The following is a 15,581-nucleotide window of genomic DNA, read 5'->3' on the forward strand; positions in this document are numbered from 1 at the left end:
CCAGCAGATAAGCCAGCGAAGCTGTCGCACGCAGCCTGTCGACCGCTTCGCCCTCCGGCGGCATGCATGGCGCCGCGCACCCGACGTTGCTATGCTTGTGCGCAGTCCCCTCCGGAGAAGCCGCCTTGCCCATCGACGACGCTCTCGCTCCGCACGCCACCCCACAGGGCGGCGCCACGGCCGGCCCGTGCGATGCGCTCGTGATCAACGCGCAGCCGTCCGCCCCCGGCAAACCGTGTCTACATCAACGTCTCGCGCTCGTCGCGACGATCCTCGGATCGAGCATGGCGTTCATCGACGGATCGGTCGTCAACGTCGCGCTGTCGTCGATCCAGACCGAACTCGGCTCGAGCGTCGCGGCGATGCAATGGGTCGTCGACGCGTACCTGCTGCTGCTCGGATCGCTGGTGCTGGTCGGCGGCGCGGCCGGCGACCGCTTCGGCCGGCGCACGGTGTTCATCGCCGGCGTCGCACTGTTCACGCTCGCATCGATCGCCTGCGGTTTCGCGCCCGGCTCCGGCACGCTGATCGCCGCGCGCGCGGTGCAGGGCATCGGCGCGGCGCTGCTCGTGCCAGGCAGTCTCGCGATCATCGGCGCGGTATTCGACGAACGCGACCGCGGCCGCGCGATCGGCACATGGGCCGGCTTCGGTGCGATCACCGGCGCGCTCGGTCCGGTAGCAGGCGGCTGGCTGGTCGACGTGTGGTCGTGGCGCGCGATCTTCTTCCTGAACGTGCCGCTCGCCTGCGCGACGATCGCGCTTGCCGCAATCGCCGTGCCCGATAGCCGCAACCCCAACGCGCAGCGTTCGCTCGACTGGCCCGGCGCACTCACGGCGACCGCGGGTCTCGGCGCGTTCACCTACGGACTCACGGCCGCGTCCGCGCATGGCTTCGCGGCACCGGTCGTATTCGCGCCGATCGCGCTAGGCATCGTGCTGCTGATCGCGTTCGTCATGCTCGAGCGCAGCCGCGCCGAACCGATGATGCCGCTCGACGTGTTCCGCTCGCGCGACTTCACCGGCGCGAATCTCGTCACGCTGCTGCTGTACTTCGCGCTGGGCGGCCTGATGTTCTTCCTGCCGTTCGAGCTGATCCGCGCGCACGGCTACAGCGCGACCGAAGCCGGCGCGGCGCTGCTGCCGGTGCCGCTCATCCTCGGCCTGCTGTCGCGCTTCACGGGAGGGCTCACGACCCGCTTCGGCATGCGCGCGCTGCTCGTCGTGGGACCGTTCGTCTCCGGCATCGGGCTCGCGATGCTTGCGCTGCCCGGCACACACAATCTTTACTGGAGCCGCTTTTTCCCGGCGCTGACCGTGCTCGGGCTCGGCGTGACGATCACCGTCGCGCCACTGACGACCGTCGTGATGACCGCCGTGCCGCGCGACCGAACGGGCATTGCATCGGGCATCAACAATGCGGTCGCACGGGTGGCGAGCCTGCTCGCGATCGCTGTGCTCGGCATAGTGTTCGTCGGTGCACACGATGCGGCACTGTCGGCGCGGGTCGGACGCACGAACACCGAGGCTTCAACCGATGCTACGGTTCTAACGCCCGATGCGACGAAATCCGCCGCCGCGCAGGCCGCTGCGATCGATCGTGGATTCGCGGCGGTCGTGCTCGTCTGCGCCGCGTGCGCATTCGCCGGTGCGATCTGTGCGGCCGTAACGATCGGGCGCAAACCGGTCGATGCGACGTGAGCAGTGCAGGAACTTGTACCGGCCGCGCGCTGTCGGTTCTTTGTTCGGGCCATGCGCTGCATAAGTCTCATGCAGCGCATGGCCTCCGGTCCGCCGTAATACGGTGGTCGCGGTGGTTGCCCCGCTTGCGCCATTGACGTACCGCTTCCCCGTCGTCCTCCCGATCCCGATCGATCCATGCAAAAACTTCTGTCCGCCCTGCTTCTGATGTTGTCCGTGCTCGCGATGCCCGGGTTCGTCACGCATGCCGACGCCGCGCCCGCCGTCACGCTGACGCCCGATCAGGCACGCCAGGCGCTCGACGTGCTGAACGATCCCAGGCGCCGTGGCCAGGTGGAAAACACGTTGCGCGCGATCGCCGCGGCGGGCGCGCTCAGTACCCCGGCTTCCGCACCCACAGAAGCATCGGCGCCGGCAGTTGCCAGTGCGGCGAGCGCGGCCTCCGCCGTTGGAGCGCTGCAATCGAACGGACTCGCATCGCAACTGGTGCGCAACAGCGCGCACTGGACGCTGCATGTGGCCGGCGTGCTGCGTACATCGCTTGAAGCGCTGTTCGACGTATCGTCGCTGCGCGCATGGTGGAACGATCAGCTGACGAACCCGCAGCACCGTTCGGTGTTGTGGCACGTGCTCGGCACGCTGCTCGCGGGGTTGCTGCCCGCGCTGATTCTCGAATGGCTTGCACGCCGTCTGCTGCGGCGCGCAAGCGCAGCGATCGCTGCACGCAAACGCGATGCATCGGACGTGGCATCGCCGTCACCCGCTCCATCCTCGCCGGATGCGGGCACGGCCTCAGACAGCACGTCGAAAGAAGCGACCGGCAGACAGCATGCCGCGCACCACTGGTCGTTGTTGCAGCGCTTGCCGCATGCGGCGTTGCGGCTCGTCGTGAAGGCGCTGCCGCTCGTCGTCTTCGTCGCCGCCGCCAGCGCGACGATGTCGCTGCTCACGCAGGACGGCACGCCGGAAGACGACGCGCTCGGCGCGCTGATCGACATCTACGTGATCTGCCGCGTGATCGCGATCGCGGCCGGCTTCTTCACGCAGCACGATGCCCCGGGCCTGCGTCTATTGCGGCTCGGCGACGCGTGGTCCGCGTGGCTGCAGCGCTGGATCGTGCGCGGCGTCGCGGTAATCGGCGGAGGCGTGGCGATCGTCGAGACCGCCGCGGCGCTCGGCCTGAGCCCCGGTGCGCATCTCGCGCTGACGAAAATCGTCGCGCTGATCGGCCACGTGCTCGTGTCCGCGATGATCCTGCAATGCCGGAAGCCAGTCGCCGAATGGATTCGCGCGCGCACGTCGCACAACCGCCCCACGGCGATCGTCGGCGACGGTTTCGCCGATGCGTGGGCCGCGATTGCGATCTTCCTCGTGATGGCGATGTGGTTCGTCTGGGCACTCGACATCGAGAACGGCTATCACACTGTGCTGCACGTCGGTGGGATCACCGTCGCGATCCTGGTCGGGGCGCGGGTCGGTTCGATCGTCGTGTTCGGCGCGCTCGCACGGCTCTTTCACGTCGACAAGGACGCACAGGCGTCGCTCGTGCATCAGCACGCGTACCGCTACTACCCGCTGCTGCGCCGGATCATCTCCGCGATCGTCGCGATCGTCACCGTGTTCCTGCTGCTGTTCGCGTGGGGCGTGGATCTGCGGCAGTTCTTCCAGAGCGGATCGATCGGCCACCGGCTCGCGTCCGCGATCGTCACGATCGCCGTCGCCGCCGCGATCGCGCTGCTCGTGTGGGAAGCCGTGAACGTGTCGATCGAACGACGGCTCGACAACTGGACCCGACACGGCGATTTCGTTCGCGCCGCACGACTGCGGACGCTGCTGCCGATGCTGCGTTCGCTGCTGTTCGCGGTGATCGCGCTCGTCGTCGTGTTGACCGGGTTAAGCGAACTCGGCGTGAACACCGCGCCGCTGCTCGCGAGCGCAAGCATCTTCGGCGTCGCGCTCGGCTTCGGTTCGCAGAAACTCGTGCAGGATTTCATCACCGGCATCTTCCTGCTGATGGAAAACGCGATGCAGGTCGGCGACTCGGTGACGCTCGCGGGCGTGTCGGGTACCGTCGAATATCTGTCGATCCGCACCGTGCGCCTGCGTGGCGGCGACGGCTCGCTGTACATCGTACCGTTCAGCTCGGTCTCGACGGTGAACAACACGAACCGCGGACTCGGCAACGCGGCGGTCAAGGTCAGCATCGCGTACGGCGAGGACATCGACCGCGCGGTCGACACGCTGAAGGCAATCGGCGCCGCGCTGCGCACCGACGATAAGTTCAAGGACGGCATCCTGTCCGACTTCAGCTACTGGGGCGTCGATCAGGTGGACGGTGCGGCGCTTGCGCTCGTGGGGCAGATCCAGTGTCGCGATACGGCGCGCTGGGGGGTGCAGCGGGAATTTAACCGGCGGATTGCGGAGGAGTTCAACGCGCGGGGGATCCGGATTGCGAATCCGCAGCGGAATGTCTGGGTCAGGGACGAGAGGGATGACGGTGCTCGCGAAAGTACGGGCGACGCATCGGGCAAGAGCGATGCATGAGGTTCGTGATCAATTTTCCGGAGTGGGCGTCGCACCGAGCCGTCGCGCAAGCGCGGTGCCGCCTTCGCGCATCACCGCGTCGTGATTCCACTGGAAGAATGGCCGCGCTAACGGTGCGAGCAGGTTCATCCACGGACGCGTGGTGCGCACCTGCCAGTCGTAGCGCACAACCGTCATACCGCCCTCGGTAGAGAAGCGCCAGCATCCGCGACCCGCGACGTCGCCGGTTGCATCGCCAGCCAGGAGTTGTAGCGGCTCGACGTCGGTGACGTGCACGTCGAATATGAGCCGGTACGGCAGCACGCCCTTCCACGTATAGCGCTGCACCGCGCCGATCCCATCGCCGTTGCCGGGCGCGAGATCCTGCACCCGCTCGACACTCTTCCACCACCGCGGCCAATGCGCCGAATCGTGGATGGCATCCCACACGACCTGTACAGGGGCGTCGAAACACCAGATGGTCGAGAAGCGGTATTCGATGGCGCGCACGGGCGCTCCTGGTTTTGCGCATGTTTCGGGTGATCGACCACCCGTCGCGGTCCCTCTGACACGCTGACAGCGGAAACCCGATTATGCAACCCGACGCGAGCCCTGACGATCACGGGGAATCGGTCTTGCTGACGCTCCCGAGCACGAGGTTTTGCATTTCCTCCATCCACGGGTCCGGACCGATGGCGCGGGCCAGCAGGTTCGAGCCGATCATCGCCGCAAAGATGATCATGGTCTGTTCCCGGGACATCGATGGATTGCCATTTGCTTCGGCCACCTCGCTGAACGCATCAAAAAGACGACGAACGCCCTCGCTATAGGCGACGTGCAGCGGATGCCCCGGAGTCTGCGCGCCGGCGTCGTGACCGAGCCCGATCATGGGGCAGTTGCGGCCCGGCGATTTCGGAGCGAAGTAGTAGGCGACGAGATCCCGAAGCGCCCCGCTGCCTCCGTCCCCTGCTTCACGCACCTTCTCTTTCCAGGCGCCCACTGCCCGTACGAAGGCCGTGGTACAGGCCTCCGCGGCCAACGCGTCTTTCGACTCGAAATGCGTATAAAACCCCCCTTGCGTCATCCCGGCAGCCTTCATGACGTCGGCAATACTCACGGCCGCAACACCGTGCTGGCGAAACAGCCCGGTGGCGACATCCAGGATGCGGGCGCGGTTCTGTTCGGCCTGGCTTTTGCTGGATCGACCCATAGCGAACACCTTCGAAAAATAAAGTACGGTCAAACTCTATTGTTGACATAGAGTTCGATCATACTTTATCGTGAAGCTTCCATCGAAATTCGCAAACGCCGCCCCTGGCCCATTGCTGTTGACCGTCTAACCTGATTGAGGAAACCATGGCCGATCTGACGTATGAACCCGATCTCACGGGCCTGCTTATCGTCGATCCGTACAACGATTTTCTGTCGGAGGGCGGGAAGCTTTATGAGCTTAGCCGCGAGACGCTCGAGAAGCTGAATGTCGTCGAGCATATGCGTCAGATACTGGCTGCGGCACGTGCACACGGCATCCAGGTATTTATCGCGCCGCATCATCGCTGGCGTGAAGGCGACGTTCACAGCCACTGGAAAACGATGGCCCCTGTCCAGGCGGCTGCCGCCAAAAATCATACGTTCGCGGACGGCACATGGGGTGGAAGTTTTCACCCGGATTTCGAACCGCGACCGGGAGAAGTCGTCGCCCAGGAACATTGGATGTCGAGCGGCTTCGCCAATACCGACCTCGACCTTCAACTCAAGAAGCACGGCGTACGCAAGGTCGTCGTGATCGGGATGCGCGCCAACACCTGCATCGAATCGACGGTGCGTTTCGCGGCCGAGCTCGGGTACGAGGTGACGCTCATCAAGGATGCGATCGGTAGCTTCGGCCATGCCGAGATGATTGCGTCGCTCCAGTTCAATATGCCGGCCTACGCGAGCGCGATTCTTTCGACCGACGAATTGCTGGGCAAGCTGGCGGCTTGACGCCAGGCCGCATGGCAATCGAATCGGCGGACGCAAGCCCGCTTGAGAGCCGTCATGATCCGCGCGCCTCAGGCGTAGTCACTGAATAACTGTCGCCGTGGCACGAAGACGACGAGCCATACATCGAAATAACGATTGACGATTGCAATCCATGCGCTACGAGACAGCGCGAAAGGAACGTTCATGAAAATTGAAGGCGCTGTCGTTCTTGTCACCGGTGCAAATCGCGGTCTGGGTCTGCAGTTCGCGCAGCAATCTTTAGCCCGTGGGGCGAAAAAGGTCTACGCCGCCGCGCGCAATCCATCCAGCGTTACGCTAGCCGGTGTCACACCCGTGAAGCTCGACGTCACCCACGCAGCTGACGTGACCGCTGCCGCCGAACACTGCGGCGACGTTACGCTGCTGATCAACAACGCCGGTATTGCCCGTGTCGCCAGCGTCACACAGGCGGAAGGTGCTGCCGCTTTGCGCGAACAGCTGGAAACCAACGTCTTCGGAATGCTCGCGATGAGCCGGGCATTTGCGGGCATCCTGGGCGGTCATGGCGGTGGCGCCATGCTCAACATTCTGTCGGTTTTAAGCTGGGTGAATACCCCGGCCATCGGCGGCTACGGCGTCTCGAAAGCCGCCGCATGGACGCTGACAAACGCGCTGCGTCACGAGCTGCGCGCTCAGGGTACCCAGGTGGTCGGCTTTCACGCCGGATATATCGACACCGATCTCACGCGCGGCTTCGACATCGCCAAGGCCACGCCCGAGGATGTCGTGCACCAGGCACTCGACGCCGTCGAAGCCGGCGATGAAGAAGTGATGGTCGATGAACTCACCCGTCGGGTAAAACAGGGCCTGTCGCACAGCCTGTATCTGAAAGACGTGATGGGCGGTTGATCGACGACGCCAGCGAAAACTCGATCCCCCGTTCTCGCTGGCCGAAGCCTCACTCCCCCATCGCACATCAAGGACGGACCGCATGAACATAGAACAGATCAAAGCGAGCCTGGTTGGCGACTGGGTGAGCATCGACAAGGAAGAGAACCGGCCGACGAATCTCCAGATCCCGCTCGTTCGCAAACAGGCGATCGGGAAAAGCCTTTAAGGCGCACGTGCGCTGAGCGCCTGGTCGAAGTCCTCCAGAAGATCGTTGGCATCTTCCAGGCCGACGGAGACGCGGATCAGCCCGTCGGCGATGCCCATTTCCGCACGCACCTCGGCGCCGGCTTCCCAGAAGATCGTCGGTGCGACCGGGATCACCAGCGTGCGCGTGTCGCCCATGCCGGTCGCCTTGATCGGGATGCGCAGACGATTGATCACCCCCAGCATCGTCTGCACATCGCGCAACTCGAACGACACAAGCCACGACCCCGCAGCGAAGTGCTTGCGCGCCATCGCGTGCTGCGGATGCGATTCCAGCCACGGATAGCGCACCGCGGCCACAGCCGGATGAGACTCCAGATGGCGGGCCAGCGTCAGCGCGGTGGCACTCGTCTGCTGCACGCGCAACGCCAGCGTTTCGGCACCGACGCTGATGCGATGCGCCTGTTCCGACGAGAGCGTACCGCCCATATCCCGCAGCCCCTTCTTGCGGATCTGCGCGAGACCCCACTGCGCGGGGTCGCCGTGCCGGTAGCTATCGACGATGTTCGGGAATGCCTGCCAGTCGAAGCAGCCCGTGTCGGTGACCGCGCCCCCGAGCGCCGAGCCATGACCCGCGATCGTCTTGGTCAGCGAGTTGACGACCAGTCCGGCACCGACACTACCGGGCTTGAACAGCGCGGGCGAAGTGATGGTGTTGTCGACGACGTACAGGATTCCACGCTCGCGGCAGAGCGCTCCGATCGCGGCAAGATCCGGCACCTGGGTGCCCGGATTCGCAATGGTCTCGACGAATACGATGCGGGTGGTCGGCTGCAGCGCCGCCTCCACCGCGGCGACCGATCCGGCGTCGACCTTGCTGACCGCCACGCCCAGCCCCTGCAGCGTGCCGAAGAGACTGTTCGTGTTGCCGAACACATAGCGGCTGGACACCACATGATCACCGCTACGCAGCAGCGTGAGGAAGACCGCGCTCAGCGCGGCCATACCGGTGCTGAACGTCACCGTGCCGACTCCACCCTCCAGGCGCGTGAGCTTGGACTCCAGCGCGGCCGACGTGGGCGTGCCCTGGCGTGCGTAGTTGAAGCCCCCTTTGAGCGTCCCCTGGAAGACGCCGATGAGATCCTCCACCCGCTCGAAGCCGTATTGCACCGACGGATGGATCGGCTTGTGAATGCCGCCGTGTTCGACACCGAAATGGCGATCGGAATGCAGGTTTTCGGTGGTGGGATTGCGGTCAGTCATGGTTCGGTCGAGTCAGGGTCAGTCAGGATAAGCTGAAGCAAGCGCGCCACTCGCACTAAACACGGACGCTAGTCGTGAGCGGAACCGCTGGTTTCGTCAAGCCAGCGAACGATGTTCTGCACCGTGTCGCCATAGAACGTGCGATAGAGTTCTTTCGAACCGTACCCGATGTGTGGCGTAGCCAGCAGGTTCGGTAACCGGCGCAAAGGATGCGACTCGCCAGGCGGCTCCTCGTCGTACACATCGACCGCGGCACCGGCGATCCGCCCCGTGGTCAGTGCGTCGATGAGCGCAGCCTCGTCGACGATCGGGCCTCGCGAGGTATTGATCAGCCGGCTCGTCGACTTCATCTGCGCGAATTCGGCCGCACCGACAAGATGACGGGTCCGCTCGCTCAGGCGCAGATGGATCGACAGGAAATCTGCTGTCGAGAACAGCACGTCTCTCGTGACAAGCTGTACGCCCTTCTCCGCTGCGCGCTCTTCGGTCAAATTCTGACTCCACGCGACGACATTCATCCGGAAAGCGCGTCCGATGACACCGACCGCCGATCCGACCCGGCCAAGACCCAGCAAACCGAGCGTCTTGCCCGCCAGCTCCTCGCCAAGCGAAAGCTGCCATCCGCCCTCACGCAGCGACTGATGTTCGAGCGGAATATTGCGGGCCATCGAGAGAATCAGTGCCCACGTGAACTCGATCGTCGGCGTGGACGAATAACCTGTGTGACAGACCTTGATGCCGCGTTCGGCAGCGGCGTCCAGGTCGATCGACGCATTCGCGGCTCCGGTCGAAGCGATGAGTTTCAGGCTCGGCAGGCGCTCGATGATTTCTCGCGTGAGCGGCGTACGCTCACGCATCGCGCACACCACGTCGAAGGGCTTCAGACGATCGACCAGTTTGCCGACGTCATCGACGTGGTCGTTGAACACGGTGATGTCTGCACGGTGGTCCAGTGGTGACCAGTCCGCCATGTTCAATGCGACGTTCTGGTAATCGTCGAGAACCGCGACCTTGATACGGGGCACTTGAGTCACTCTGAGCACTCCAGGTGTTGCAAACGATAGAAACGGGGCTGGCCATACGCGCTGTCCAATGCGTTGCCCTTATGCGCGAGATCTGCGTTGGCAGGAATTCTACCGTCAATGCTCATTGGGCGACTGCGAGCGCGGCATCGATTGCCGCATCGACAGGGCCGGTCATTTCAGATCGACAACGGTTCAACACGGATCAGTCGTTCCCGACAAACAATGCATTCAGTTGCGCGCCGGACGCAGCATCGCCGAAGCCATCGAAGCGGCCTTGCGCGAGCGCCTGCGCTGCCTGCATGAAGCCGCCCCACGCGACCCGTGCAAGCGCGCCGCCTACGCTCACGCGTCGCACGCCGAGCGCGGTCAGGTCCTGCAACGTGAAGGCCGAGTTTGCACCGATGAGCACGTTCACAGGCTTCGGGGCCACGGCGGCGATCACCGCCTCGATCTGCTCGCGCGTGCGGACGCCCGGCGCGTAGAGGCAATCCGCACCGGCTGCCGCGTACGCCTGCAGACGTACGAGCGTGTCGTCGAGATCGGGGACACCGACGACGAAATTTTCCGCGCGGCCGATCAGCAACGTATCGCCGCCGTTTTCGTCGATCGCGCGACGCGCTGCCTCGAGCCGCGCCACCGCGACCTCGAGCGGAAACAGCGGCGCAGCGGCGTCGCCGGTGGAATCTTCGATCGACAGACCAGCCACACCGGTCGCGATGGCCAGCCTCACGCTCTCGGCTACGCCGGCGGGATCGGCGCCGAAGCCGTTTTCGAAGTCCGCGTTGACGGGCAGATCGGTCGCCTCGACCATCGTGCGCAGATGCGCGAGGATCGCGTCGCGGCCCACGTGGTTGTCGGCGTGGCCCGTCGACCACGCGTATCCCGAGCTCGTGGTCGCGATGGCCGCGAAGCCCAGGCTCGCGAGATAGCGGGCGCTGCCGATGTCCCACGGATTCGGCAGCATGAAGCATCCCGACGCGTGCAAGGCACGGAAGGCGGCGCGTTTTTCGGCAACGGTTCGTGGCATGGTGAACTCCAGATGATGAAGGAAGCGCTCGCGGGCGTCCGCACGGATTCAGGTGATCTCCGCGTCGATCATGGGGAGATCGATCGCGATGTCGAAGACGTTTCGGGCAGTGATACTGATTTTACTTTCTGTACCACGCGGCGGGTGCGCCAGCACGGCACGCCCCACGCCCCATCCACAAAATTGTTTCCCCTCTCGCGCCATTCCCGAGAATCCACTAACCTAGTCGACGCAGAAGCACCCAACGCGGCCCTGCTGTCCGCGAACAACGCGCCCCGCTCCGCCGGGATCCCTAACGTATCGAGAAAGAAAAACCCGCCGATGCCCGACGATCTCCCCGAACCGCAAGCCGTATGCAGTCCCATCACGCGTAGCGCGATCTTCATCGTCGCGACGCTCAAGTCAGGCGACAAACCTGCGGAGACCGTGCGCGACCTGTGCGCCGACGTCGACGCACTCGTTCGCTCGGTCGGCACACGCGTTCCGACCGGCAACCTGTCGTGCGTGTGCGGTTTCGGCTCCACCGCATGGGACACGCTGTTCGGCGCGCCGCGCCCCGCGTCCCTGCACACGTTCCGCGAATTCGGCGACGGCGACCGTCGCGCGATCGGCACGCCCGGCGACATGCTGCTGCACATCCGTGCCGACCATATGGATCTATGTTTCGAACTCGCTGCGCTATTGATGGAGCGACTCAACGAAGCGGTGTCGGTCGTCGACGAGGTTCACGGCTTCCGCTATTTCGACCTGCGAGCGATGGTGGGTTTCGTCGACGGCACCGAAAACCCTCGAGGCCGCGAACGCGACGAGTTCGCGTTGATCGGAGATCAGGATCCCGACTTCGCGGGCGGCAGTTACGTGATCGTGCAGAAATACCTGCACGACATGACCGCGTGGAATGCACTTCCGGTCGAGGCGCAGGAGCGCATCATCGGCCGCAAGAAACTGTCCGACGTCGAACTCGCGGAAGAAGTAAAACCGTCGTGCTCGCACAGTTCGCTGACGACGCTCGACGAAAACGGCCGGGAAATCAAAATCCTGCGCGACAACATGCCGTTCGGCCGCCCGGGCGCAGGCGAGTTCGGTACCTACTTCATCGGTTATGCAAACTCGCCGGCCCCGATCGAGCAGATGCTCGAGAACATGTTCGTCGGACGGCCGCCGGGCAATTATGATCGGCTGCTCGATTACAGCCGTGCGGTGACAGGTGGGTTGTTCTTCGTTCCGTCGGCGACGTTGCTTGAAGAGCTTTCAGAGCGGAAGCCGGGGGCGGTTGGCTAGCGGTTGCTTTAACGGTTAGCAAAGACGGAGCGAAAAGGCTATGAACGCGATGCATGGCCCCAGCTCCCTCACACGCTACCGCACCATCATCAACACAAACACCGCGTTATTCACCGCATGCAACACGATCGGCACCGCGAGCCCCTTCGTCTTCTTCGCGAGCCAGCCGGCCACCACCGCGAGCGCGAAGTAGAACACGAGGCGCTGCGGGTCGCGGTGCATCCCAGCGAATACGGCCGCCTGGCACACATTCGCCCAGCCGAAGCTCAGGTGCCGCGTCAGCCCGCCCAGCAGACACGCGCGAAACACGAACTCCTCGAATAACGGAATCAGCCCCGCGACGATCAACAATGCAAGCGGCAGCCCACCGATCGACCGCGCGCCGCCGACCAGCCCCATTACCCATGTGGTCGGCCACCCGGGCTGCACGAGGTGCGTGCCGTGCCGGTACTTCCAGTACTCGAACAACGCGTAACCGACGCACGCGAGCGGCGCGAGAAACCACCATACCTTCCATCGGCCGCTGCCGAGCCATTCGCGCCACGACATCCGCATCGCGACCCAGCCGAGGCCGAGCGCGCCGATCGCGAGCACCCACAGCATCGATATCGTCAGCTGCCGCTGCCAGACCAGCGACGTCAGCACGTCCCCGCCATAGGCGGGTGCGACCGCCCCCGAGCGGAACGACGGGACGATATACAACGCGACGAAGTAGACCGCGAACGCATACCACGCATGCCGCAGCCCGATCCTGTCGAACAGCGGTTCGAGCGGCTTGCCGACGCGTGCCCGCACGGTGCCGCGATAGTGGACAGGAAACAGCAGCAACGCCGGCGACATCGCGAGCATCAGCATGTACGTGATCAGCGTGCCAGCCAGCGGCGCGAGGGCCGGCGCGAACGCTTTCGAGGGACTCAGCGCGATCAGATGTGCATACGACAGCGCGAGCGCCGTCGTACTGCCCGACTGCTTGACCCAGTCGCCGAGCACCTTCGCGGCGGCCGCGGCATCGTGGTTCGCGAACGCGACGTCGAGACGGAACTGGCGTCGCTGCACGATCTCTCCGGCAAGCGGCGGGACGGTGACCAGCGCGGCCTGTGCGCCCTTTGCATCGCCGGCGTGTTGCAGCGCGCGAGCCACTGTGTACGCGTCGATCTGCAGGCCGGCATGTTGCGCGCGGCGCAGTTCGTCGCGCGCGATGGGCGGCGGCAGCACCTCGATCGCGATGTTGATCCGCTGGGTTTCCAGCCACGGGAATTTCGGCAACGGCGTGGCCGCCAGCAGTGCGACCGCTTCCGGCGCGCGCTGTTCGCGCGCCAGATAGTGAAGCGCTTCGCCGAGCCGTTCGCTGGACGGATCGAGCCGCACCGCGAACAGTGCCTGTTCGCCGGCGTGCTGCCTGTCGCCCTGCGCGCCATACGCGCGCGACAGCGAGCTATGCAGCCGCGCCCGCTGCGCGACGGTCCAACCGGCGGAGCGCGCGAGCAGCGGTTCGCCGTACGCGATCGCCGCCTTGCCGTAGCGGGTGTCGAGCTGCGCGAGGCGCGCCTCGGGGTCGTCCGCGAACTGCCGGCCGAGCATCGTCATGCAGCTTTCGAGGTCCTTCGACGCCGCCTCGCTCCAGCTCAGATCCTCCGACCACGCGAAGCGCTGGATGTAGTGGCATTCGGCGACCGCGAGCGTGGCGTCAGCGGGATGCGCGCGCAGCGCGTCGCGATAGGCGCCGAGCACGGCATCGTAGGCCGCGCGCTGGCGGTTCGAGACGAGTTCGGCGGCCTGGTCGGGTGCGCGCAGCACGTCGACCGGCACGACGGTGAGCGCCGTCGAAGACGGAACGGAAGCAGAAGGCGAAGGCGCAGCGACGGCGCACACGGAGGAAACGGCAACCGTGAGCGCCGCGACGGCAACAACGAAGGTCGATATCCCGCGAAGCATTGGTCTGGTTTTGTTGTGTGATTCTTGTGTTTTCGAGGTCCGGCTGGCCGGCCGGACGGACAGGACGGCGTGCGCCGAAGCGGACCGTTCGCCCGATATTACCGAATCCGGACCGTGCACAATGTCATGAATGGAAAATGTGTGTCGGCAAACGAAGCGGTACGCGAACCCGGCCCGTCGCGCGTTCTCTTCTACCGGGTCCACCGGGCAAAAGTCGCCGGCGTGCAAGCGAGCGTCGCACGGCGTCAAGCGGTGCGACGCAAGACGGCGCTAGAGTCATCAGGAAAACCCGGCAGGACGCGCGCGACGGTCGCGCCCAGTTGCACAACGAGCACGACAAGACAGGTGCCACACGATGAAAACGGCGCACGACCTCCCGCCCTGCGGCTCCACTCCGCTGCCGCAGTCCGTGGTCGCGTCCACGGCGCTCGAATCGGCGCCGCCTGCGTCAACTGTACAGCCCTCGCCACCGGCATCGCTCGACGCCCCTGTGCCGTCCACCCCGTCCGGCCTGCGGGCGACCACCGTGCTGCTGCTCGGCTACGCGATCCTGATCACCGGCAACGGCCTGCTCAGCACGCTGATCTCGCTGCGGCTGATCCAGCAGCAGGCGCCGTCGATCGTCGTCGGTATCGTGCAGTCCGCTTACTACGTCGGCTTCATGGCCGGCGCGCTGTGGGGCGGCGTGCTGATCGGACGGGTGGGTCATCATCGTGCGTTCGTCACGTTCGCTGCCGCCGCGGCGTGCTGTGCGCTCGGCTACGCGGCATGGAACGACGCGTCCGTCTGGGCCTTGCTGCGCTTCGTCACGGGCTTCTGTCTCGTCGGCATCTACACGGTGGTCGAGAGCTGGCTGCATCAGGTGGCGAGCAACGCGCACCGCGGACGCGTGTTCTCCGCGTACCTGATCGCGAACTATCTGGGCGTCGGCATCGGCCAGTTTCTGATCGGGCTCGCTGATCCCGCGGGCTTCATGCTGTTCAGCGTGGTAAGCGCGCTGTTTTCCGCATCGCTGATTCCGGTCGCGCTGGCCGGCGACATGCCCGCCGCGCAGAGTCATCGCGCGCCGGGCTCGAAGCTCGCTCTTGGTATCTCCGGGTTGCGCGCGGTCGCCACGTGGGCACCGCTCGGATTGATCGGCTGCGCGGCGGCGGGCATGCTGAACGCTGCGTTCTACACGATGCAGCCGGTGTTCATGCGCCGTCTTGGCTACCCGGTCGAGGACGTCGCGCACTTCATGGGCTTTGCGCTGCTGGCTGCACTCGTGCCGCAATGGCCGGTGCTGCGGCTCGCGGACCGCTTCGACCGGCGCCGCATCGTACTCGCGATCACCGTCGTCTGCACGGCATGCAGCACGCTGCTGTTCGTGCTGAGCGGTGGCCCGCTGCTCGATGTGCTTGGCTACCTGTACGTGGGTCTTGCGTTCTCGCTGTACGGCGTGCTCACGTCGTACGTGAACGACTGCATTCCCGCCGACCAGCGCGTCGCGGTGAGCGCCGGCCTGCTGCTGATCTTCTCGCTCGGCGCAAGCAGCGGCCCGACGCTCTCGTCCGCGATGATGAGTATTGCGGGGCCGTCGGGGTTGTATCTGTTCACCGCGATCGTTACGGGTGTGCTTGGCGTGTCGACGGTGCGTAGTCTCGGGATGGTGCCGCGAGCGGCGTTGCCTCGGGGGTGAAAACCGCGCGTGAAAACTATTCGAACCGCGCTCAATCACAAGACGCAAAACGCATGAGGCCGGCACTCACGCCGGCCCGACACCCTCACCGC

The 15,581-nt window shown here is 65.1% G+C and carries 12 protein-coding genes and 1 pseudogene; 7 read left to right on the forward strand and 6 right to left on the reverse strand.

The window, feature by feature from the left end; translation table 11 throughout:
- Nucleotides 1-62 precede the first annotated feature (62 nt).
- On the forward strand, nt 63-1,700 hold the full coding sequence (locus tag ACREXZ_RS04205) for an MFS transporter (RefSeq protein ID WP_431762773.1): 1,638 nt from the start codon (nt 63-65) through the stop codon (nt 1,698-1,700).
- Nucleotides 1,701-1,877: 177 nt separating this feature from the next.
- Nucleotides 1,878-4,244 (forward strand): mechanosensitive ion channel family protein, encoded by a 2,367-nt coding sequence (locus ACREXZ_RS04210; RefSeq protein WP_431762774.1) that lies wholly within the window; start codon nt 1,878-1,880, stop codon nt 4,242-4,244.
- Nucleotides 4,245-4,253: 9 nt separating this feature from the next.
- Here the strand turns inward: ACREXZ_RS04210 and ACREXZ_RS04215 are convergent, their stop codons facing one another.
- Together ACREXZ_RS04215 and ACREXZ_RS04220 are read right to left on the reverse strand one after the other, a co-directional pair.
- Nucleotides 4,254-4,733: an SRPBCC family protein gene (locus ACREXZ_RS04215; RefSeq protein WP_431762775.1), complete on the reverse strand. Its 480-nt coding sequence runs from the start codon at nt 4,731-4,733 to the stop codon at nt 4,254-4,256.
- Nucleotides 4,734-4,842: 109 nt separating this feature from the next.
- Nucleotides 4,843-5,433 (reverse strand): TetR/AcrR family transcriptional regulator, encoded by a 591-nt coding sequence (locus ACREXZ_RS04220; protein ID WP_431762776.1) that lies wholly within the window; start codon nt 5,431-5,433, stop codon nt 4,843-4,845.
- Nucleotides 5,434-5,579: 146 nt separating this feature from the next.
- Here ACREXZ_RS04220 and ACREXZ_RS04225 point away from each other — a divergent pair, with 146 nt between their 5' ends.
- The 3 genes from ACREXZ_RS04225 (at nt 5,580) to ACREXZ_RS04235 (ending at nt 7,302) form a co-directional block, all read left to right on the forward strand.
- The gene (locus ACREXZ_RS04225) at nt 5,580-6,206 is read left to right on the forward strand and encodes an isochorismatase family cysteine hydrolase (RefSeq protein ID WP_431762777.1); all 627 of its coding nucleotides are present in this window, start codon (nt 5,580-5,582) and stop codon (nt 6,204-6,206) included.
- Nucleotides 6,207-6,389: 183 nt separating this feature from the next.
- Nucleotides 6,390-7,094, forward strand: coding sequence for an SDR family oxidoreductase (locus tag ACREXZ_RS04230; RefSeq protein ID WP_431762778.1), 705 nt, complete (start codon nt 6,390-6,392; stop codon nt 7,092-7,094).
- 82 nt (nt 7,095-7,176) lie between these two features.
- A complete protein-coding gene (locus ACREXZ_RS04235; protein ID WP_431762779.1) occupies nt 7,177-7,302 on the forward strand; it encodes a hypothetical protein in 126 nt (41 codons plus the stop codon).
- On the opposite strand, the gene ACREXZ_RS04240 is transcribed toward ACREXZ_RS04235, so the two are convergent.
- The 3 genes from ACREXZ_RS04240 to ACREXZ_RS04250 form a co-directional block, all read right to left on the reverse strand.
- Nucleotides 7,299-8,543 carry a cystathionine gamma-synthase family protein gene (locus ACREXZ_RS04240; protein ID WP_431762780.1) on the reverse strand — a complete coding sequence of 415 codons (1,245 nt, stop codon included), beginning with the start codon at nt 8,541-8,543 and terminating at the stop codon, nt 7,299-7,301. The genes ACREXZ_RS04235 and ACREXZ_RS04240 overlap by 4 nt on opposite strands.
- 68 nt (nt 8,544-8,611) lie before the next feature.
- Complete coding sequence (locus ACREXZ_RS04245) at nt 8,612-9,577, reverse strand: D-2-hydroxyacid dehydrogenase family protein (protein ID WP_431762781.1); 966 nt, start codon at nt 9,575-9,577, stop codon at nt 8,612-8,614.
- A 193-nt stretch (nt 9,578-9,770) separates the two neighbouring features.
- Nucleotides 9,771-10,595 carry an isocitrate lyase/PEP mutase family protein gene (locus tag ACREXZ_RS04250; protein ID WP_431762782.1) on the reverse strand — a complete coding sequence of 275 codons (825 nt, stop codon included), beginning with the start codon at nt 10,593-10,595 and terminating at the stop codon, nt 9,771-9,773.
- Between the two features lie 321 nt (nt 10,596-10,916).
- Between ACREXZ_RS04250 and ACREXZ_RS04255 the strand changes: the two are divergent.
- Nucleotides 10,917-11,867, forward strand: a pseudogene (locus ACREXZ_RS04255) (Dyp-type peroxidase); the annotation flags it as partial.
- 84 nt (nt 11,868-11,951) lie between these two features.
- On the opposite strand, the gene ACREXZ_RS04260 reads toward ACREXZ_RS04255, so the two are convergent.
- Nucleotides 11,952-13,811 carry a CPBP family intramembrane glutamic endopeptidase gene (locus ACREXZ_RS04260; protein ID WP_431762783.1) on the reverse strand — a complete coding sequence of 620 codons (1,860 nt, stop codon included), beginning with the start codon at nt 13,809-13,811 and terminating at the stop codon, nt 11,952-11,954.
- Nucleotides 13,812-14,166: 355 nt separating this feature from the next.
- Here ACREXZ_RS04260 and ACREXZ_RS04265 point away from each other — a divergent pair, with 355 nt between their 5' ends.
- A complete protein-coding gene (locus tag ACREXZ_RS04265) occupies nt 14,167-15,489 on the forward strand; it encodes an MFS transporter (protein ID WP_431762784.1) in 1,323 nt (440 codons plus the stop codon).
- The last annotated feature ends 92 nt before the right edge of the window (nt 15,490-15,581 follow it).

The sequence above is a fragment of the Paraburkholderia sp. genome (genome assembly GCF_050742655.1).
In the GTDB taxonomy this organism is placed as follows: Bacteria; Pseudomonadota; Gammaproteobacteria; order Burkholderiales; family Burkholderiaceae; genus Paraburkholderia.